Raw genomic sequence first — 19,329 nt, 5'->3', positions numbered from 1 at the left:
ATGAAGATCGGTTTCATCGGCCTCGGCAACATGGGCCGCCACATGGCCCGGCACCTGATCCTCGCCGGCCACGACGTCACCGTGCACGACGCCCGCTCGGAGGCGGCGCTGGAGCACCTCCACCTCGGCGCACGCTGGGTGGACAGCCCCGCCACCTGCGCCGAGGGCGTGGACGTGCTCATCACGATGCTCCCGACCCCGCGCGTCGTCGAGGACGTCCTCCTGCGTGGGGGAGCGGCCGAAGCGCTCGCCCCCGGCGCGCTGTGGATGGACATGTCGACTTCGACGCCCGCGGCGGCCCGGCGGATCGCCGAAGAGGCCCTCGACGCGCGAGGCGTCCGGCGGCTCGACGCGCCGGTCAGCGGCATGGCCCGCGGGGCCGAGGCCGGCACGCTGCAGATCTTCGTGGGCGGCGACGCGGGCGACTTCCGCGAAGCGCTGCCGCTGCTGGAGATCCTCGGCGCCCCGGAGAAGATCCTGCACGTCGGCGCGGCCGGGCACGGCTACACCGTCAAGCTGATGATCAACCTGCTCTGGTTCAGCCACCTGGTGGCCGCGTCCGAGGTGCTGGCCATGGGGGTCAAGGCGGGCGTCGACCTCGGCGTGCTGCGCTCGGCGCTGCTGGCCAGCCCGGCAGCGTCGCACTTCCTCGAGCACGACGTGCTGTCCGTGCTGGCGGACGGCGACTACGACGACTCGTTCGCGATGGTGCTGGCCTGCAAGGACCTCGGCCTGGCCGTCGACCTCGCCCGGGACGTCGGCGTGCCGGCCGAGCTGTCGGCGCTCGTGGAGCAGATCTTCCGCCGCGCGAAGGCGGCCTACGGCGATCTCGCCGGGGAGATGAGCCCGGTCCGGCTGTACGAAACCTGGGCCGGACAGCACTTCCGGCTGCCCCTGCCCGCCGTCCCGGTCGTCTGAAGGAGACCAGCATGCGCCTGTCCGTCGAGCCGGCCGGCCGGACCGAATACGGTCCCGGGGTCGTCGCCGAGCTGCCCGGCTTCGTCGAGTCGCTGGGCCACATCCGGGTGTTCGTGGTCACCGACCGCGGCCTGCGGGTCACCGGGATCGTCGAGCGCGTCGAGAAGATCCTGGCCACGGCCGGGATCGAGCACACCGTCCACGAGGACGTCGGCCCGAACCCGTCGACGGCGGAACTCGACCGCGGCGCCGCGGCGCTGCGGTCGTTCGGCGACGCGGTGGTGGTCGCGCTCGGCGGCGGCTCCGCGCTGGACGCCGCCAAGGGCATCTCGCTGCTGGCGGGGAACCCCGGCGCCGCCGCGGCGGACGCGGACCGGCTGTGGGACGCCGGCGACGGCCTGCCCCTGATCGCGGTCCCCACCACGGCGGGCACCGGCGCGGAGACCAACGGGTTCGGCGTCACCGAAGACGTCTGCGCCCGCCGGAAGGTCTACATCGGACACTCGTCGGTGCGGCCCCGGATCGCCGTGCTGGACCCGGAGCTGACCCTCGGCCTGCCTGCCCGGGTGACGGCGGCGACCGGGCTGGACGCGCTGGTCCACGGCATCGAGTCGCTGGCGTCCCGCGGATCGACGCCGTTCTCGGCGGCGTACGCGACCCAGGCGGTCACGCTGGTCGGGCGCTGGCTGCCGATGGCCTACCGCGACGGCGCCGACCTCGAAGCGCGGTCCGGGCTGATGCTCGGCGCGCACCTCGCCGGGCACGCCCTCACCCAGTCCGGGCTCGGCCTGGTCCACGGCATCGGGCACGCGCTGACCGCGCACACGGGCACCCCGCACGGCGTCGCGCTGGCCGCGGTGCTGGAGGAGGTGATGGCCTTCAGCGCGACGGCCGCCGCGGAGGCCTACGAGGCGACGGCTCGCGCGCTGCACGTGCCGGGCCCGGACTGGGCGACCGCGGCGATCGAGGCCGTCCGCGAGATCTCGGGCGCGATCGAGATCAAGCGGCCGTTGCGCGAACTCGGCGTCACCCGCGACGACATCCCGGCGATCGCGGCCGACGCGGTCGCCGACGCCGTCACGAAGAACGCGCCCCGGCTGCCGTCGGAGACGGAGGTCGCGGAACTGCTGCGGTCGGTTCACTGAGGGTGGCCGTGCGACGATCGGGGAGAGACCCGGACCGGACGAAGGAGCCCCGACCTTGCCCTTGGTGCACGCCCTGTGGTCGCCGGGCCGGGGGCTGCTGCTCTGGGCGGAACGCGACCAGGCCCCGACGGGCACGTCGAGCCGTTCGGTGCTGGTCGCGCTGTCGCACCCGTTCGCGGTCTCCAGCGCGGAGCTGACCGCGCTGCACCCCGGCAAGCCCACGTCGGTGACGTTGCTGCTGCCGTCGCGGGCGAACCGGCCGCTCGCTTCCGCCGAGGCGACGGCGGGCGGCAAGCGGCGTGGCTCGGGGCCGTCGTTGCGGCCGTGGTCGGTGCCGGCCCTGGTCGTGGACGCGAGCGAGCTGGAAGACCTCGACGACTCGGCCTCGTACGGCTCTTCGGTCACCTACCTGCGGGCGGTGGCCCGCCTGGCCACGGACCTGGTGCGGCGTGGGCGCGTGCTGCCGACGCTCGTCCGCCGGGGCGACGTGGCGGAGGCCCGGTGGCGCCCGGTGCTCCAGGGCGTGGACTTCGTCGCCTTCGACGCGCTGGTCGCGGCCATGCCGCCGGCCGGGCGGGCCGAGCAGGTCGCGCCGTCGACCGGGGCCTCGCCGCGGGCACTCGTCACCGACGCCCTCCACACCCTCGTCGACGCGGCGGTCCGGGACCGGCTGGCCCGGGCCGAACCACCCGTCGACCTGCGTGCGGGCCGGGGCGCGGCCGGGGTGTGGCTGGCCGCCCTGCAGGGCGGCGCTCCCCGCGTCGAGCTGCCGCTGGACGAGCTCGGTGTGCTGGCCGACGCCATCGCGAAGTGGGACGAGGTCGCCGACACCGACGTCGTCGACGGCCGGGCGTGTTTCCGGCTGGCCGAGGTCGGCACCCTGCGCCGGGCGGCCGAGGACGATCCCGACGACCAGACCGGCGACGGCACGAAGTGGCAGCTGCAGTTCCTCCTGCGGGCGACGGCCGATCCGAGCCTGCTGCTGTCGGCGGGGCAGATCTGGTCGGGCGAGGCGACCGGGCTGGTCCGGGACCCGAAGGGGCTGTTCGTCGCCGAGCTGGGCCGGGCCGCGCTCGTCGAGCCGATGCTGGCCCCGGCGTTGCGCCGGACCCGGCCGGCGGAGTACGACCTGACCGTCGAGGAGGCCGAACAGTTCCTCACCTCGGGCGCGAACCGGCTGGTCGAGGCCGGCTTCGAAGTGCAGCTCCCGGCCACCTGGGACGGCCGGCGCCGGCTCGCGCTGCGGCTGTCGGTCCGCAGCACGCCGTCGGAACAGGTCGTCGCCCGCAACCGGGTCGGCCGCGACGAGCTGGCCACGTTCCGCTGGTCGATCGCGGTGGGCGACGACGAAATCGGCGAGGAAGAACTGGCCAGGCTCGTCGCGGCGAAGACGTCGCTGGTGCGCTTGCGGGGCCGGTGGATCAGCGTCGACGCCGACCGGCTGCGCGCCGGTCTCGAGTACCTCCGCCGCGACCCGCACCGCCGCCCCACCGCGGCCGAGCTGCTGGAGCTCGTCCACCTCACGCGGGAGACGCCGCTCCCGGTCACCGACGTCCGCGCCGACGGCTGGGTCGGCGACGTCCTGGCCGAGCGGGTCCACCGGGAGCTGCGGCCGGTCGAGCTGCCGCCGTCGTTCCGGGCCACGCTGCGTCCCTACCAGCAGCGGGGCGTCGCCTGGCTGGCGTTCATGGCGACACTGGGGCTCGGCGCCTGCCTGGCCGATGACATGGGGCTCGGCAAAACGGTCCAGACGCTGGCGCTCGAGGCGCTCGAGCGGGCCGACGGCGAGTGCCGGCCGACGTTGGTGCTGTGCCCGATGTCGCTGGTCGGCATGTGGCAGCGGGAGGCGGCGAACTTCGCCCCGGACCTGCGGGTGCTCGCCCACCACGGCGGCGCCCGCGCGCACGGGGACGCGCTGGCCGAGCAGGTCGCCGCGGCCGACCTCGTCGTCACGACCTACGCCACCGCCGCCCGGGACGCCGACGAGCTCGCGGAGGTCACCTGGCGGCGTCTGGTGCTCGACGAAGCACACGCCATCAAGAACGCCGACACCGTGACGGCCAAGGCGGTGCGGCGGTTCCCGGCCGGGCACCGGCTCGCGCTGACCGGCACCCCGGTGGAGAACCGGCTGGCCGATCTGTGGTCGGTGCTGGACCTGCTCAACCCCGGGCTGCTCGGCAGCCGGGCCGGGTTCCGGCAGCGGTTCGCGGTCCCGATCGAGCGCCGGGGCGACACCGCGACGGCCGCCGAGCTGCGCCGGCTCACGCAGCCCTACCTGCTGCGCCGGGTGAAGACGGATCCCGCGATCGTCCCCGAGCTCCCGGAGAAGATCGAACTGCGGCAGGAGTACCGGCTCACCCGCGAACAGGGCACGCTGTACCGCGCGATCGTCGACGAGATGATGACGAAGATCGAGAACAGCCAGGGCATCAAGCGCCGGGGCCACATCCTGGCCGCGATCACGAAGCTCAAGCAGGTCTGCAACCACCCCGCGCACCTGCTGCACGACGGCTCGCCGCTGGGGCGCCGCTCCGGAAAGGTCAGCCGCCTCGAAGAGCTCCTGGCGGAGATGCTGGCCGCGGGCGATCGGGTGCTGTGCTTCACGCAGTACGCCGAGTTCGGTCACCTGCTGGTGCCCCACCTGGCCGACCGGCTCGGCGCCGAAGTCGGATTTCTGCACGGTGGCCTGGCAAAGGGGGCGCGGGACGCGCTGGTGGCCCGGTTCCAGGCCGGCGACGGGCCGCGGATCCTCCTGCTCTCGCTCAAAGCCGGCGGCTCCGGGCTCACGCTGACCGCCGCGAGCCAGGTCCTGCACCTGGACCGCTGGTGGAACCCGGCGGTGGAGAACCAGGCCACCGACCGGGCGTTCCGGATCGGGCAGGGACGCACCGTCCAGGTCCGGAAGTTCGTCTGCCCCGGCACCATCGAGGACCACATCGACACCCTGATCGCCAAGAAGCGCGCGCTCGCGGGCATGGTGGTCGGCGAAGGCGACAGCTGGCTCACCGAGCTGTCCACCGACACGCTGCGCGGGGTGCTCACCCTGGGGGCGGAGGCGATCGATGACTGAGCCACTCCCGTGGTGGCCGACCCGGTTCATGCGGGCGTCGACCGCGATCGGCGTCCTCCTGCCCGCGCGCGGCGAAGGGCGGGTCGTGTCCTTGACGGTCGGCGCCGGGCGCGTCGACGCGCAGGTGCGGGACGATCGGACCCACCAGGTGCGAATCGGGCTGACGGCGTTCGGGAAGACCGACTGGGCGGCGATCACCCACGCGCTCGCCGCCAAGGCGTCGCTCACGGTGCAGCTGCTGAGCGGCGAACTGCCCCGGGACGTCGAGCAGGTCTTCAAGGCGGCCCGGCTGCCGTTGTTCCCGTCGTCGGCGCGGGAGGTGTCCCTGGATTGCGACTGCCCGGCCGTCGAGGTGCCGTGCGGCCACTTGAACGCCGTGTTCTCGGCGCTCGTGGCCCGCGTCGGCGAGGATCCGTTCACCATCCTCGCGTTGCGCGGACGGGACCGGACGGCGCTGCTCGAGGAGCTGAAGAACCGGCTCATCGCCGCCGAGCCGGTCGATCCCGCCTCCCCGCCCCTGACCGACGTGATGGACACGTACTTCGACTGCGGCCAGGCTCCGGGCCTGGGCGGCACGGCACCGTTGCCCGGGCCCCGCACGACGTTCGACGCGCTCCTGGACCAGGCCCCGCGGTTCGCGATCGGGGCGGGCGGCGAGGAGGTCGCCGAACTGCTGCGCCCGGTGTATCGCGCACTCGCCGGCGAGCCCGAGTCCTAGGCGGACCGGTCGGTCACCTCGTGGCCGGCTGCGCCGCGAAGCCGACGTCGATGCGGCCGAACAACTGCTGCGCGACCGACTCGCACACCGCGGCCCCGTGCCGGTGCTCGTCGCCCTGGTCCGGGTAGTGCACCAGGACCGCCAGCACCCAGCGGTCCCAGATCGCCAGGCAGTTCACCGCCCACCAGGTGCCGTGCCGCGTCCAGCCGTTCTTGACCGCGACGCGCTCGCCGGCCAGGGCCGGCGCCTCCGGGATGCCGAACGCGTCGCCGGGCTCGACCGACCGCATGAGGTCGAGCAGCTTGCCGCGCCACTGCGGGCTCACGCCCGGCCCGCGAACCACGCACTGGCCCAGCAGGGTCGCGTCGATCGCGGACATCGTGGTCTTGGACCACCAGCCCGGGTGGACCCGCGTGTCCCGCAGCCCGCACGTGCGGATCATCCGCGTGATCGAGGTGTCACCGCCGAGCCGGAGGTACAACGTCTGGGCGGCGTGGTCGTCGCTGGCGCGGATCATCCGGGCCAGCCGGGCTTCGTCGTCGGCCGAGAGCCGTGACTGCCGCGAAGCGAGGTAGTCCACCGCGAGCCAGCTCTTGATCATGGATTCGGTCGTGTTGCGCAGGGTTCCGGCGCCGACGACGGCACTCGTTTCGAGGTTGCGCAACGCCCAGGACCACTCGCCGCGGACGTCGACCGTCACTTCGGGGTCCTTGGGGACCGGCGTGGCCGGACGCGCGGTCGAGGACGCCGGCGAGGCGTTCGACGACAACCGCACGGGCGAACCGGTTTCGCCCGAGGCGGTCACGGTCGCCGGACGCAGGCAGAGCGCCGCGACGAGCGAACCGACGATGACGCCCACCGAGACGGCGACCACGGAACCGCGCATCGAGCCTCCTCGGCCGGCATTGGGGCAGGGCGGTGCCGGGAAACGGGCAGCCGGAACCGTGCGGGGGTGTTCGGCCGCGCTCGCGGCACCGCCACCGGAGGTCGAAGCTCAACGGTGGGGAGTCATGGGGTCACCGGGTGAGCGTCACCGAGTTCATCAGCTGCCGCGCGGCTTGCTCGTTTGCGGACGAGCTGTCGATTTCGACGGTGTAGCGGCCGATCTCCCGGTGCTGGTGCACCGGCAGCGGGTCGTTCGGGAAGGAGCTGCTGCCGGCGGTGCTGCTCAGCGAGACGAACACGGACAAGCACCGGCTGTCGAGCGGGGCCCGGTCGGCGTCGAGGTCGGGGCAGAGGATGAAGGTGTTGGCTTCGGGCTCGCTGGTGAACGCCACGAGCTGCTGCCCGTCGGGAACGCGCACCGACTTCAGCGGCGCGTCGACCACCGGCGGGGTGGTGCCGATCTTCGCCAGCAGGGTGACCAGCTCCGCGGCTTTCATCGGCTTGGTGGTGCGCACCCAGAACCACCGGTCCGGGGTGTCCTGCCACATGACCGACCGCGTGTCCGGGATCTGGGCGGCGGAGGTGGGCTTCGCGGGCAGCGCGGTGGCGGGCGCGGTGCCCTCCCGGACGGCGAGCTCGAGCCCGTACTTCCGGTCCTGCCCGTAGTGCAGGTTGACGTAGTGCGGCTCGACCGACCAGACGAGCAAGTGCCAGGAGCTGTCCTGGAGACTGACCGCGGGCGCGGCCGGGGGCACCTTTCCGCCGGGGGCGGTGCTCACGGCGGAAGTCGAGCCGGCGGGGGAGGCCGGCGGCGTGACCGCGGCGCCCCGGTCGAGGAGCCCGACGGCGCCGGCGCCGAGGGCGGCCACCGAAAGCGTCACCGCGGCGACGCTGGTCGCCCGCCGCCGCCGGATCCGGCGGGTGGCGGCGGCGAGCGCGCTTTCCGGGTCCGGCGCCAGCGCCTCCTCGGCGCGCAGGGCGCGGCGCAGTTCGTCGAGGTCGGTCAAGAGACAATCTCCTTGCCTTCGGTGAGCTGGACGCGCAGCGCGCTCAGGCCGCGAGAAACGTGGCTGCGCACGGTGGCGGGCGCGCAGCCGAGGATCGCGGCGATCTCGTCGTCGTCGCGATCCTCGTAGAACCGCAGCACGATCGACGCCCGCTGCGCGCGGCTGAGCCGGGCGAGCAGCCCCGCGAGCTGATCGGCGTCGCCGACCTGCCAGGCCGGATCGGGCGCGGTCGGCTCGCGAAACCGCGTGACATCGGCGGTGACCTGCACGGACCGCTGGTACCACCGGCGCCGCCAGGAGAGGTAGCCGTTGACGACGATCTTCCGCAGGTACAGGTCGGGCCGGTCCAGCGCCGCCATCCGCCGCCACCCCTGGTGCGCCCGGACGAGGGCGTCCTGCACGACGTCCTGGGCCAGTTGCCGGTCCCCGGTCAGCACCGCGGCGAACCGCACCAGCCCGGGCAGCTGCTCACGCGCGAACTCTTCGAACTGCACACCCTCAAAACGCCGCTACCCCGGTGGTCTGTTGCAGGGGCGCGGGAAATTCTTCGACCGCGATCGCCGTGCCGCCGGCGGCACGGCGTGGTCAGTACGGCCACCCCGGCACGTTCAGCCGGACGCTGTAGAGCGCGAAGTCGCCGCTGTCACCTCCCGCCGACGGCCTCCCGGACGTGATGTACAGCGTCCTGCCGTCCGGGCCGCCGAACGCGGCGTTCGTCGCGTTCGGGCCCGCCGACACCGTGCCCAGTGCCGCTCCGGACGGGGACAGCACGTGGACCACCCCGTCGCCGTAGGTCACCTGGTAGACGTTGCCCGCGCAGTCGATCGTGCCGCCGTCGGTGCCCGCCAGGGACGCGAAGTCGGCGCGGGGGCCGGTGCTGCCGTCCGCGTTCACCGGGTAGCGGTAGATCTTGCCCGTGGCGTTCCCGCCGACGTACAGCGTTCGGCCGTCCGGGGACAGCTCGATGCCGTTCGGCTCGCGGATCGTGTCGTCGATCAGCGACACGACGCCGTCGTGGGCGCGGAAGACCGCGGTCTTGCCGGCCATCCCGTCCGGGCGGTCGGCGCGCTGGAAGTCCGGGTCGGTGAAGTACACCGTGCCGTCCGGGCCTTCGGTGACGTCGTTGGGCGAGTTGAACGCCCGGCCGCCGAAGTTCGCCGCGAGCGTGCTGCGTTGCCCGGTCGCGAGGTCGTAGCGGGAGACGCTGCGCTGGTCGTGCGTCGCGGCGATGACGGACTTGCCGTCGCGGGCCAGCGCCAGCCCGTTGCTGCCCGCGTCCGGGATGACCGTGGTGAACGCGCCGGTCGCCGGGGTGTAGCGCAGGATGTCCGACGGCTGCACGTGCTGCGCGCCCGCCCCGTCGTGCATGTTCGTCAGCAGCAGCGACTGGCTCGCCTGGTCCCAGGTCGGCCCTTCCAGGAAGTTGAAGCCGCCCTGGATCTTCGTCGCGGACTGGTGCGACGAGGGCAGGGGCGAGCCGAACGGGCCCTGGGGGCAGAACCCGGCGGCCGCCGTGCCGCCGGGCAGCGTCCACGCCTGGTTCGCGCCGCCGGTGCACGTCCAGGTCTGCAGCCGGGTGCCGTCCGCGCTCGAGACGCCCACCGCGTCCAGGCACTTGCCGGACGCGGTGTTGACGAGGGCGCCCGCGTGCGGGGTCCAGCGCTGGGCGCCGGTGCCGTTGCAGTCGTAGACCTGCACCGCGGCGCCGTTCGCCACCGAGCCGCCCGCCACGTCGAGGCACTTCCCGGACGCGGCCACGACCGTGCCGTCGGCCCCTGCGGTCCATTGCTGCACCGAGCCGCCGGTGCACGACCACAGCTGCACCCGCGTGCCGTTGGCGCTACTGGGGACGTCGACGCACTTGCCGCCGATGCCGGTGATCGCGCCGGTGCCCGCCACCGCGGCGGGGGCGGTGACGGCCACCCCCGCCGCGGTGAGGACGGCGGCCAGCGCGAGCCGTCCGAAGTGGACCCTCACGCGGGCACCGTCCAGCGCTGGTTCGGGCCGCCCGTGCAGGTCCAGAGCTGGACCTGGGTGCCGTTGGCCGTGCCGCCGCCGGTGACGTCGAGGCACTTGCCGCTGCCGGCGTTGACCAGCGATCCGTTCGCGCCGGGCGTCCACCGCTGGTTGCCGCCGCCGAAGCAGTCCCACAGCTGGACGGCCGTGCCGTCGGCGGTGCCGTTGCCGGTGACGTCGAGGCACTTGCCGAGCCCGCGCACGGTCCCGTCGCTCGCGAGCGTCCACTGCTGGTTGGGGCCGGAGGTGCAGTCCCACTGCTGCGGCCGGTTGCCGTTGGCGGTGGAGCCGCCGGTGACGTCCAGGCACTTGCCCAGCGCCGAGATCGCGCCGGTGCGGCCGGTCGGCGGGGGAGTGGTGCCGCCGGTGCCGGGCCAGGTGAACGTCGCCATCGCGCCGCCGGGCAGGGAGTAGCCGAACGACTGGCCGCCGTAGGAGACCTGGAAGTTCTGCGTGCCGCCGGTGTTCAGCGCGACGAGCACGATGGTGCCGTCCGGGTTGCGGAAGGCGACGTTCTGGACGCCGCCGTCGCCGTAGCCGGTCGAGTCGATCCGCACCGCGCCGGGCTGGACGAACTTGCTGAGGTGCCCGAGGACGTAGTACTCGGCGTTGTAGGTCACGTTCGACCCGTTGGTGGTGACCACGCCCGTGCAGTTGGTGCAGCTGCCGATCACCGGGCCGTGGCCCGCGTCGAGGGCCATGTTCCACGTCGTGACGGTGCGGGCCCAGTTGCGGGTGGCGCCGATGGCGAGGTTGGTGCCCTGCCAGCGCAGGGAGTCGGCGAAGGTGTTGCCCGACTCGGTGCCGGAGCATTCGGTGAAGAAGATGTCCTTGCCCGGCTGCGCGTTGTGCACAGTGGACTGTCCACTCGGGTTGCCGCCGTAGCAGTGCCAGGCGGAGCCGGCGACGTTGTTCCCGGCGCCGCTGTTGACCTGCTGCGGGAAGGCCGTGTCGTCCCAGTTGTGGTCGTAGCCGAGGATCTTCGCCGGCAGCCCGGCCGAGCGCAGCTTCGGCGCGAGGTTGTTGATGATGTTCACCTGCTGCCCCGACGTCATCTTCATGCCGGGGTAGGCGGGCGGGGAGAAGTTGGGCTCGTTCTGCACGCTCAGGTAGTCGATCGGCACCCCGGCCGAGCCGTAGGCCTGCGCGAACTTGACGAGGTAGTCGGCGTAGGTGCCGACCTGGCTGTCGTTGAGCGAGCCGCCGACGAGGTTGTTGGTGTTCTTCATCCACGCGGGCGCGCTCCACGGCGTGCCCATCACCGCCAGCTTCGGGTTGAGTGCCTTGGCCTGCTTGACCAGCGGCAGGATGTAAGCGTTGTCATGGGCGACGGAGAACCGCGACAGGCTCGGGTCGGCGGCGCCGTCGTCGTAGGTGTAGAAGCTGCGGGAGAAGTCGGTGGCGCCGATGGGCTGGCGCAGGAAGCTCAGCCCGACCCCGCTGCCCGGGTTGAACAGGGCGTTCATGATCTCGTCGCGGCGGGGCGAATTGTTGATGTTCCACGCGGCGGCGTCGGTGAAGGACGCGCCGAACCCGACCATCGACTGGTAGGTCGTGTTGGGGTTGACCGTGATCACGGACCCGCTGCCACCGCTGCCGAAGCTGACGCTTCCCTGCTGCCGCAACAGGTTCGCCCGGTCGGGAGTGGTGAGCCAGACGTTCGCGGTCGTGGCCGCCATCGCCGGCGGCGCAGGAACGGCGAGGGTCGCGGCCACGGCGACGGCCACCACGGTGAGCCCGGATAACCGCGACCGCCGCTTCGTGCTGGACTTGGACAGCATGCCACTCCTTGCGAGGTCGTGGACAGTGGCGGCTGTCGGAGAAGGAAGTCCCGCAAACGATCGTAAGGACCGGAAATTCGGGGTGTCAAGCCGTTGCCGTCGCTTGCGTTCGGTTGCGGCAACTTCTTGCGGCCGTGTGCCGATCAGTGGGACGTGGTGAAAAAGGTCTGGACCAGAGCAATCTGTCGTGTCTTAATTCAAGGTATGAATTAGTATGTGTGCCAACGTGCTCGCCGAACTCTTCAGAGCGTCGCGCTGTGCCGCAGGTGTGGTGGCAGGCCGAGCCACCACGCGGCCGCCGTGCGGACGTTGCGCGGCAACGTCTGGTTCGCGGCCGCGCGGCGGAGCAGCGCGTCGTTGTGGTGGATGCCGGAGGCGTAGACGAGCCGGTCGAGCACGCTCGCGTCGCGCGCCGACGACGTGCGGGCCCAGTGGCTCGAGTACCTCGAGAACGCCGTGCGGTGAAAGGTCACCGTGCTCCGGCCGCCGATGTGGCCGAGTGTGTAGGCGGCCATGTCGTGGATCTCGGCCGGCATGTCTCGCGCCAGCACCAGTTGTTCGACGAGGGCCCGCTGGGACGGCCCGCCGAGCACGCGCAACGATTCGAGGATGCGAAGCGTCCGAAGGCGGTCGGTGCGGCGGCGCAGCAGCGTGACCAGCTCGGTGGCCAGCGCCCGGGCGAGGTGTGGCCGGTACGGGCTGGCGTACAGCAGGAACATGGCGCAGAGCCGGACGTCGAACACCGGGTCGGTCAGCATTTCGTGGACCAGCACCGGGAGGACGGGGTCCGGCGGCAGCGGGTCGTCGCCGGCGGCGGTGCTGAGCACGCTGTCGCACAGCCGGGAGATCGGCTCGTCCGCGACGAGCCCGGCGGCCGGGTGCACTCGCCGCGGCAGCTGGGCGCGCAGGTCGCCCGGCAGCGCGGCGAACAGGCGCGCGGCGAGCCCGGCCTCTTCCTGGGTGCCGGTGAGCAGTTCGACCAGCACGGGGAGCAACGACCGGACCTGTGCCCGGCTGAAGTGGCCGTAGCGCAGCTTCTTGACGCTGGTCAGCAGGGCGCCGTAGAAGGTGCGGACCGTGGCGGGATCGATGACGTGGCGGATGACCGAGGTGCTGGCCGCGGGGTGGGAGCTGGCCGTGAAGACCGACAAGTGGCCGATCATGCTCTGGGCCGAGCTGTCGTCGGCCGCGGCGGTGGCGGTGGCGATCGCGGGTCCCTGGCCGTGCGGGTGGGCGATGAGCCGGTGGTAGGACTCGGCGCGGACCATCCACTGCACGCCGTCGGCGATGCTCAGCTCGGTCAGCAAGCGCTCAGTCAACCGAGCCCAGGTCGACGCGGGTGAGAGCACCAGCTGTGGTCGCCTGGCGATGAGCTCACTGAGCCGGTCCCAGCTGCCGGCGCTCATCACGTCGTCGCCGGCCGCGCGGTCCACCAGCTCGTCGAGCAGCGGCCCGGGACCGGGGCGCCGCCGGTGCTGCGCCCAGTTCGGGATCAGCGCCGAGGGCGGGGTGTGGTACCGGTAGGACGTGTCCGCGGCGGCCGAGAGCAGCATGGCCGGCAGGGCGAGGGTGGCTTCGTAGCGTGCGGGCGCCCAGTGGGGGATGGCGACCTTTCCCGTTTCCCACCGGGAAAGCGTGCTGGGGGCGATGCGCTGGTCCGGCGCGAACTCCCGCGCGAAACCGGCCAGGCTCCGGTGCCGTGACCGGGGGCCGAGAGTCCGGTTGACGCGCAGGAGCCAGCCGACGCGAGCACGCGCGGAAACCGGGGGCGGCGCCGCGGGAGATCGTTCTTCGGGCCGGTTCCTGAGCAGGTCGGAGGTCATCGGGGGTCCGCGGTCTCGACGGGTCGGAGCCCTCACCGTCCCCCGATCCACGGCCCGCGGCAAGCCCCTGAACGGAGTGCGGCCCGCCTAGCGCTTCAGGGGCCGGATGTCCAGCGCTCGTGCACGGATTTCCGGACGGGAAGCGATCTCGCCGGCTCGTCTCCCCGCCGGGCTAGCTTCGTGGTTCCGCCGTTCGGGAGGACATCATGGAGACTCATCAGCGGGCGATCACCGGCTGCCGCGCCGCGCTGATCAGCTCGGCGACCCGTGCCGCGCCGGCGATCGCGTACAGGTCCGGCACGAACGGCGCCCAAGCGCCGGGCTGAGGCTTGTTGGCCAGCTGCCACCGGGTCCAGGGGCTCGTCCCGAAGGTGATCGTCCCGACGCCCCGGTCGTCCGCCTTGACCCGCGGCGGCCCGAGCCGGCTGAGCCGCACCCAGCGGTACTCGGCGCCGCTCGGCCACTGCGCGACGAAGATGATCCGCTGATCGGTCACGAGGTAGGTGGTCGCGAAGGCGCGGGCACGGCTGTTCCGCAGGTGCGGGAGCGTCGTGGTGAAGAGCAGGACCAAGGCCAGGGGCAGGCCGACGAACGCCACGAACGAGTCGTCGAGCACGAACCAGGTGCCGAGGACGCCGATGACCGCGATCGCACCCACCAGCAGGGCGAGGTGCTCCGGAAACCAGCGTCGCGCGTGCTCCGGCCGGCCTGACCACAGCAGCCGTTCGCCGTCTTGAAGTGGGTACATGACGTCCTCCCCGGTGTCGCCGACTACACGCGCGAGCGGGCCGGAAGGTTGCGTCGCGACCCGCGGCTCAGGTGCCGAGGTGGATGAAGCCCGCCCACCACGCCGGGCGGACGGCGTCGACGGCCTCGTGCCGGGCACTCGCTGGTTCGTGGCCTTCGCCGGCCACGTCGTCGTCGATCTTCGACAGCGTTCCGAAGCGGCCCAGCTTCGGTGGCGCGGCGATGTCCCGGACCGACAGCCTGCTCAGCGTCAGCAAGATCGCGCTCGTCGTCCGGTCGGCTGTCTTCGCGGCACCCGCGTTTCGGACGGTGGAACGCATCGGGGAAGCTGGGGCAGGTGAATCCGGTCGCGGGGGAACTGTTCGAGCCGCACCGGTGGGCTGCCCCGGGGCCGCTGGTTGTCGCCGGGGTGGTGGCCGTGCTCGCCGGCTGGGGTGCCGTCCGTTGCGTGAGGTCACGAAACGCGGTGCAGAGAACGGGTGAGCTTCTTCGCGTGTCGGGAATGGTGGTCTTCGTTGTCGCTGTCTCGCTGCAGGTTTACCTGCTCCCGCTCTCGGCGCCGTGGTACACATGGCTCGAGGAGCACGGGGTGCTGGGATTCGTCGGGGTGTTCGCGCAGTTTTCGGTCACGTTCGGAGTTCCGTTGTGGCTGGACAAGCAGGGCCGGAAGCTGCGGTGGTGGGGTTCGTGGACGTTGGGCAGCCCGTCGACAGAGCCGTCCGGCCGCCTGAAGAACGGGAAGCCACCAGGTGCGGGCCGCGGCCGGGGTTTCCCGGGTCTGGCGCTCTGGGGCGCCGGGTGGCTCTGCTTGGTGCTCGGGACGATCGGCTCTCTCTGGGGGTACGCGGGACTGCTGACGGCGCTTTCCGCGCACGAGAGCTGGGTGTTCTGGGTGGCGCTCTCAGTTGTGGCGAGTGCGACGCTGCCGGCGGGGCGAAGCCTGGTCGACCGGGCGCGCCGCCTCCGTGCCCACGTGCTGACTTCCCCGGCCGACGTGCCTGCCGGGTCCTACGTCCTGTATCTGCGGCCGTTCGAGGTCGACGCGGGCCGTGCCCGGGTCGAGGACCTCGTCGGGGCGACGGGGAAGTTCGCCCTGATCGAAGGGATCCTGCGGGAAGCTTCCGTCGAGCGGCAGATCGCGGAGGCGGTGCGGCCGGTCGGAGCGCTGGTCGGCGTCGGAGCGCCGGGTGAACGCCTGCCTCGGCTCGGCGCGTGCCGGATGTACCTGCCGCACCAGGGGTGGCAACCTGCCGTCGCCCAGCTGATCGAGCAGGCGCGCCTGGTCGTCCTGACCCTGGGGGCCGGTGCCGGGACGATGTGGGAGCTGGCCGAGGCGATGCGCGTGTTGCCGCCCCAGCGGCTGCTCTTGGTGGTTCCCCGGATGCCGAAGGAGGACTACGACGGCATTCGCGAGCAGAACATCCGGGATCTGAGGGACACCCAGGTGCGTGCCCGCAACCCGACGTGGGAAAACGGCGACGCACCAGCGCTGCCACCGCAGCAACCGGGCGGGCACCCCGCCGCCGCGCGATCACTGGTGACGACCGGGTTGATCCGCTTCTCCTCGGCGTGGCAGCCGGCTTTCACCGAGGTGAACGACCCCGACCGCGTTCTCGGCTCCCGACTGTCGCTGTTCGGTGACCTGTGCAAGGGCCTGCGCCCGGCCTTCCGTCAGCTGATCGCCTACGAACGCGAAGCCGGCCGGTGCCACGGCTGACCGGCCGCCGCCGGACCCCTCGGCCGACGGCGGCCGGAAGTCCTCAGCCGCAGTGCTCGGAGCGTTCCTGGTCGGTCATCGGCGCCGTGTGCTGGGTGATGTCGCCCGTCGAACCCGGGACCGGGCCGTCCGCGTCGAAGTCCTGGTACCAGATGTAGTGGTCGTAGAACTTGTCCGGGAAATGCATTTCGTAGGTTCCGTGCACCTTCTGCATCTTCGGCGCGCGTTCCACCCAGCCCTTTTCCCCGGGGCGGACGTCGACGTTCGTTGCCTGGCCTTCGGTGTGCGATGACTCCCACGTGTGCTGGTACGACGTCTCGATCGACACCTTGAACACTTCCGAGAAGCCGTATTCGGCCGAAAGGGAGACGCCGAAGCTGTTCGACTCGCCGGTCGTGTCGGACCAGTTCACCGTGCTGCGCTGCAAATCACCCGTGCAGTTGAAGGCCGCTTCGCCGACCTGGTGGCCCGCTCCTGTGTGCTCTTCCGGCGGGCCGGCCGGGTGGAACACGCACGAATCCGTTCCGTTGTCGCACTTGTCGAGCAGTTCGCGGGCGGTGGGCTGGCCGTCGGCCCAGGCGCCGGGCGCGGTCAGCATCAGGCCGGCCGCGGTCAGCAGGCCGAGGCTCGCCGCCGTCCAGGCGGTGCGCTTGCTGGTCATGGTGGTCACTCCTTCGCTCAGCTGAAACCGATGGACTGGGTGCGGTTGTCCATGAAGGACCCGACGTTGCCGGTGTTCTCCTTGAACGGGCCGTCGCGGTCACCGCCGAGGTTCGGCTCCGGGTAGAGCCAGACCCAGCAGTCACCCCACGGCTGCACGGACGAAATCTTGTTCTTCCAGTCGTCGCCCAGGTCGAACTGCCAGTTGACCCAGCCGTCCTTCTTGCACAGTTCCGGCCCGGTGATCGTCAGCGAGTTCCCCGTGTAGTCGGGACCGTCGAAGAAGGTCCCCTGCACGACCTGACCGTCGGCCTCCGCGAGCGCGAGCGAGCGCTGTGTCCCGGTGGAACAGTGCTGCACACCGGTTTCGGAGTTCAGCACGCAGTGCCGGGGGACGTCCGCGGCGGCGGCCGGAACGGCGCCGAGCAGGGAAACGGCAGCCGCCGCGGCGGCTGCCGTCATGGCGCTTCTGGTGAGGTTGCCCGCCATTGTGTGTCCTTTCTCGGAATCGAAAAGATCTTCGTCCTCGAAAGTACGTCGGCCTGCGGGCGATGGCGCGGGTGTTGCCCCTCGGACTTCCGGGGTCTGCCTCATTTCCCTGAGGACGCCGCCGCCGTCCTGCACGCGAAACAGAACCGGGGTACGCTACGCCGTCCGCTCAGCGGCCGGCATTCATTTCACCGTCTTCATCGGGAACTGCGAGTTGGTGCGCGCGACACCGGGCAAGCGGGTCAGCACGGTCATGTACAGCTGCTCGTACGCCGCCAGATCGGCGACTCCCACCCACAGCAGGTAGTCGGGCTGGCCGAACAACCGGAAGCATTGCTCGACCTGGTCGACCTCCGCGATCCGCGCTTCGAAGGCCTCGATCGTGGCGATGTCCTGGGTGGCCATTTCGATGTGCACGAGAACGCGGAACCCCCGGCCGAGCGCGGCGGCGTCGACGGCGGCGTGGTAGCCGGTGATGACGCCGGACTCCTCCAGTGCGCGCACCCGCCGCAAGCACGGCGACGGCGTCAGGCCCACCATGTCGGCCAGCTCGGTGTTGGTGAGCCGGCCGTCGGCCTGCAGGTGGCGGATGATTGCGCGATCGGTCCGATCCATGGGCACACTATGCCATGACTCCGTCGAACCAAGGTCAAAGATGGCATCGCATGCCGGGCTTCTCGCTATAGCGTGCTACCCATGAGTGAGCTGGTGTTGACCGATGAGGAGCGGGCCACGGCGGGCACGCGGCTGGTGGCGTTGCTGGACCGGTACGAGCGGGATCTGCCCGACGCGCAGGTCCTGCCGGCGCCCGACCGCGAGCAGCTCACCCGGCTGCTCGCGGATTCGTTGCCGGATAATGGAATCGGCGTCGACGGGCTGTTCGACCGGCTCGAGGACACGATCCTGCCCAGCTCCACCACCGTGGCGCACTCCCGCTTCCTCGCCTACGTGCTCGGGCCGCCGAACGGTGTCGCCGCCTACGCCGAAGCCGTCGCCGCGACGATCAACCAGAACTGCAACTTCTGGCAGCTGTCCCCGGCGGCGAGCGTCGTGGAGCGGGCGGTGCTGGAGTGGCTGGCCTCGGTCGTCGGGTTCCCGGCGTCCGCCAAGGGCATCCTCACCGGCGGCGGCTCACTGGCGACGGTGCAGGCCATGGCCACGGCGCTCGCCGACCGCGTGCCCGGCTTCCGCGAAACCGGGCTCCAGCGCCCGGCTCCGCCGCTGGTCGTCTACACCTCGGTGGAAGCCCACCGCAGCGTCGACAAGGCCGCGGCCATCCTGGGCATCGGGCTCGACCACGTCCGGCACATCGCCACCGACGAGCGGAACCGGCTGGACGTCGGCGCGTTGACCGCGGCGATCGACGCGGACCGGCGGGCCGGCCGGCAGCCGTGGTGCGTCGTCGCGACGTGCGGCACCGTGGCCACCGGCTCGGTCGACCCGCTGGACGCGCTCGCCGACCTGTGCGCCGAACAGGAGCTGTGGCTGCACGTCGACGGCGCTTACGGCGGCCTTTTCCTGCTGTGCGAGGAAATGCGGGAGCTGATGGGCGGCGCGGCCCGCGCCGACTCGATCTCCCTCGACCCGCACAAGCTGCTGTTCGCACCGCTGGAGGCCGGCTGCCTGCTGGTGCGCGACGGCGCGAAGCTGCGTGCGGCGTACGCGTTCGACTCGTCGTACCTGACGGTGGCCGAAGACCCGTTGCTGACCGACTACATGGACTACGGGCCCCAGCTTTCCCGCAACTTCAAGGCGCTCAAGGTGTGGAGCGCGCTGCAGGTGTTCGGAGTGGACTCGTTCCGGGCCGCCACCCGCCGGACGCTCGAACTGGCGCAGCACTTCGCCCGCGGGATCGAAGCCGTCGACGGCCTCACGCTGCTCGCGCCCGTCACCCTCACCGCGGTCTGCTTCGCCGTCGACGGGGCGTCCCGGACCGAGCAGACCCGGTTGCTGGAAAGGCTGGCCGCGGAGAACACGGCCCTGCTGGGGCCGGTGCTGCTCGGCGGCCGGCACGGCCTTCGCGCCTGCGTCACCAACCACCGCACGACGACCGGCGACATCGACCTGATCCTCGCCCGGCTTCAGGAGGTGGTCGCGAGCCGCTCGTAGAGCGTCCCCACCCGCACCGCCGCCGGCGGTGCACCCCGCTCGACGATGACAACCACCTCCGGAGCTCGATCCTCCTGGCCGGCCTTGCCGGCCGGCGACCACCCGCGCCCGGAGCGCCCGACGAACCACCGCGCCGACGCAGCGTTGGCGGGCGTGCCCGGGCGGAACCGAACGGTCGCCGTCGAGCAGCTGTACTTCGCCGAGCAAGCAGATCCGCGCCATGGCAACCCCCACCCTCGCACGG

At 71.9% G+C, this 19,329-nt stretch carries 17 protein-coding genes; 6 read left to right on the top strand and 11 right to left on the bottom strand.

Going from position 1 to position 19,329, the window contains the following annotated elements; genetic code table 11:
• Genes M8542_RS33735 through M8542_RS33720 form a run of 4 tightly spaced genes read left to right on the top strand, consistent with a single transcriptional unit; the run spans position 1 to position 5,851 of the window.
• The gene (locus M8542_RS33735) at positions 1 to 918 is read left to right on the top strand and encodes an NAD(P)-dependent oxidoreductase (protein ID WP_257924355.1); all 918 of its coding nucleotides are present in this window, start codon (positions 1 to 3) and stop codon (positions 916 to 918) included.
• An 11-nt stretch (positions 919 to 929) separates the two neighbouring features.
• The gene (locus M8542_RS33730) at positions 930 to 2,063 is read left to right on the top strand and encodes an iron-containing alcohol dehydrogenase family protein (protein ID WP_257924354.1); all 1,134 of its coding nucleotides are present in this window, start codon (positions 930 to 932) and stop codon (positions 2,061 to 2,063) included.
• Between the two features lie 55 nt (positions 2,064 to 2,118).
• On the top strand, positions 2,119 to 5,133 hold the full coding sequence (locus tag M8542_RS33725) for a DEAD/DEAH box helicase (protein ID WP_257924353.1): 3,015 nt from the start codon (positions 2,119 to 2,121) through the stop codon (positions 5,131 to 5,133).
• A complete protein-coding gene (locus M8542_RS33720) occupies positions 5,126 to 5,851 on the top strand; it encodes an SWIM zinc finger family protein (protein ID WP_257924352.1) in 726 nt (241 codons plus the stop codon). Before M8542_RS33725 ends, M8542_RS33720 begins: the two co-directional genes overlap by 8 nt.
• Positions 5,852 to 5,864: 13 nt before the next feature.
• Here M8542_RS33720 and M8542_RS33715 read toward each other — a convergent pair whose 3' ends face one another.
• The 8 genes from M8542_RS33715 to M8542_RS33680 form a co-directional block, all read right to left on the bottom strand.
• Complete coding sequence (locus M8542_RS33715) at positions 5,865 to 6,737, bottom strand: serine hydrolase (protein WP_257924351.1); 873 nt, start codon at positions 6,735 to 6,737, stop codon at positions 5,865 to 5,867.
• Positions 6,738 to 6,867: 130 nt separating this feature from the next.
• On the bottom strand, positions 6,868 to 7,743 hold the full coding sequence (locus M8542_RS33710) for a hypothetical protein (protein ID WP_257924350.1): 876 nt from the start codon (positions 7,741 to 7,743) through the stop codon (positions 6,868 to 6,870).
• Positions 7,740 to 8,237, bottom strand: coding sequence for a SigE family RNA polymerase sigma factor (locus M8542_RS33705; protein ID WP_257924349.1), 498 nt, complete (start codon positions 8,235 to 8,237; stop codon positions 7,740 to 7,742). The genes M8542_RS33710 and M8542_RS33705 overlap by 4 nt, the downstream gene beginning before the upstream one ends.
• Positions 8,238 to 8,328: 91 nt before the next feature.
• Entirely contained in the window at positions 8,329 to 9,720 is a 1,392-nt protein-coding gene (locus tag M8542_RS33700) for an SMP-30/gluconolactonase/LRE family protein (protein ID WP_257924348.1), read from the bottom strand.
• The gene (locus tag M8542_RS33695; RefSeq protein WP_257924347.1) at positions 9,717 to 11,540 is read right to left on the bottom strand and encodes a ricin-type beta-trefoil lectin domain protein; all 1,824 of its coding nucleotides are present in this window, start codon (positions 11,538 to 11,540) and stop codon (positions 9,717 to 9,719) included. The genes M8542_RS33700 and M8542_RS33695 overlap by 4 nt, the downstream gene beginning before the upstream one ends.
• Before the next feature lie 242 nt (positions 11,541 to 11,782).
• The gene (locus M8542_RS33690) at positions 11,783 to 13,363 is read right to left on the bottom strand and encodes a hypothetical protein (protein ID WP_257924346.1); all 1,581 of its coding nucleotides are present in this window, start codon (positions 13,361 to 13,363) and stop codon (positions 11,783 to 11,785) included.
• Positions 13,364 to 13,580: 217 nt separating this feature from the next.
• Positions 13,581 to 14,111 (bottom strand): hypothetical protein, encoded by a 531-nt coding sequence (locus M8542_RS33685; RefSeq protein WP_257924345.1) that lies wholly within the window; start codon positions 14,109 to 14,111, stop codon positions 13,581 to 13,583.
• A 67-nt stretch (positions 14,112 to 14,178) separates the two neighbouring features.
• Positions 14,179 to 14,430 (bottom strand): hypothetical protein, encoded by a 252-nt coding sequence (locus M8542_RS33680; protein ID WP_257924344.1) that lies wholly within the window; start codon positions 14,428 to 14,430, stop codon positions 14,179 to 14,181.
• A gap of 182 nt (positions 14,431 to 14,612) precedes the next feature.
• On the opposite strand from M8542_RS33680, the gene M8542_RS33675 reads away from it, so the two are divergent.
• Complete coding sequence (locus M8542_RS33675; protein ID WP_257924343.1) at positions 14,613 to 15,827, top strand: hypothetical protein; 1,215 nt, start codon at positions 14,613 to 14,615, stop codon at positions 15,825 to 15,827.
• Between the two features lie 43 nt (positions 15,828 to 15,870).
• Here the strand turns inward: M8542_RS33675 and M8542_RS33670 are convergent, their stop codons facing one another.
• The 3 genes from M8542_RS33670 to M8542_RS33660 all read right to left on the bottom strand — a co-directional run bounded on the left by M8542_RS33670 (position 15,871) and on the right by M8542_RS33660 (position 17,591).
• Complete coding sequence (locus M8542_RS33670; RefSeq protein ID WP_257924342.1) at positions 15,871 to 16,488, bottom strand: hypothetical protein; 618 nt, start codon at positions 16,486 to 16,488, stop codon at positions 15,871 to 15,873.
• Positions 16,489 to 16,505: 17 nt separating this feature from the next.
• Complete coding sequence (locus tag M8542_RS33665) at positions 16,506 to 16,949, bottom strand: hypothetical protein (RefSeq protein ID WP_257924341.1); 444 nt, start codon at positions 16,947 to 16,949, stop codon at positions 16,506 to 16,508.
• A 210-nt stretch (positions 16,950 to 17,159) separates the two neighbouring features.
• The gene (locus M8542_RS33660; RefSeq protein WP_257924340.1) at positions 17,160 to 17,591 is read right to left on the bottom strand and encodes an Lrp/AsnC family transcriptional regulator; all 432 of its coding nucleotides are present in this window, start codon (positions 17,589 to 17,591) and stop codon (positions 17,160 to 17,162) included.
• A gap of 81 nt (positions 17,592 to 17,672) precedes the next feature.
• Here M8542_RS33660 and M8542_RS33655 point away from each other — a divergent pair, with 81 nt between their 5' ends.
• Positions 17,673 to 19,085: a pyridoxal phosphate-dependent decarboxylase family protein gene (locus tag M8542_RS33655; protein ID WP_257924339.1), complete on the top strand. Its 1,413-nt coding sequence runs from the start codon at positions 17,673 to 17,675 to the stop codon at positions 19,083 to 19,085.
• The last annotated feature ends 244 nt before the right edge of the window (positions 19,086 to 19,329 follow it).

Source organism: Amycolatopsis iheyensis, assembly GCF_024703995.1.
In the GTDB taxonomy this organism is placed as follows: domain Bacteria; phylum Actinomycetota; class Actinomycetes; order Mycobacteriales; family Pseudonocardiaceae; genus Amycolatopsis; species Amycolatopsis iheyensis.
Note: the sequence above shows the minus strand (reverse complement) of the source record. Positions and strands in the feature narration are given on the sequence as shown.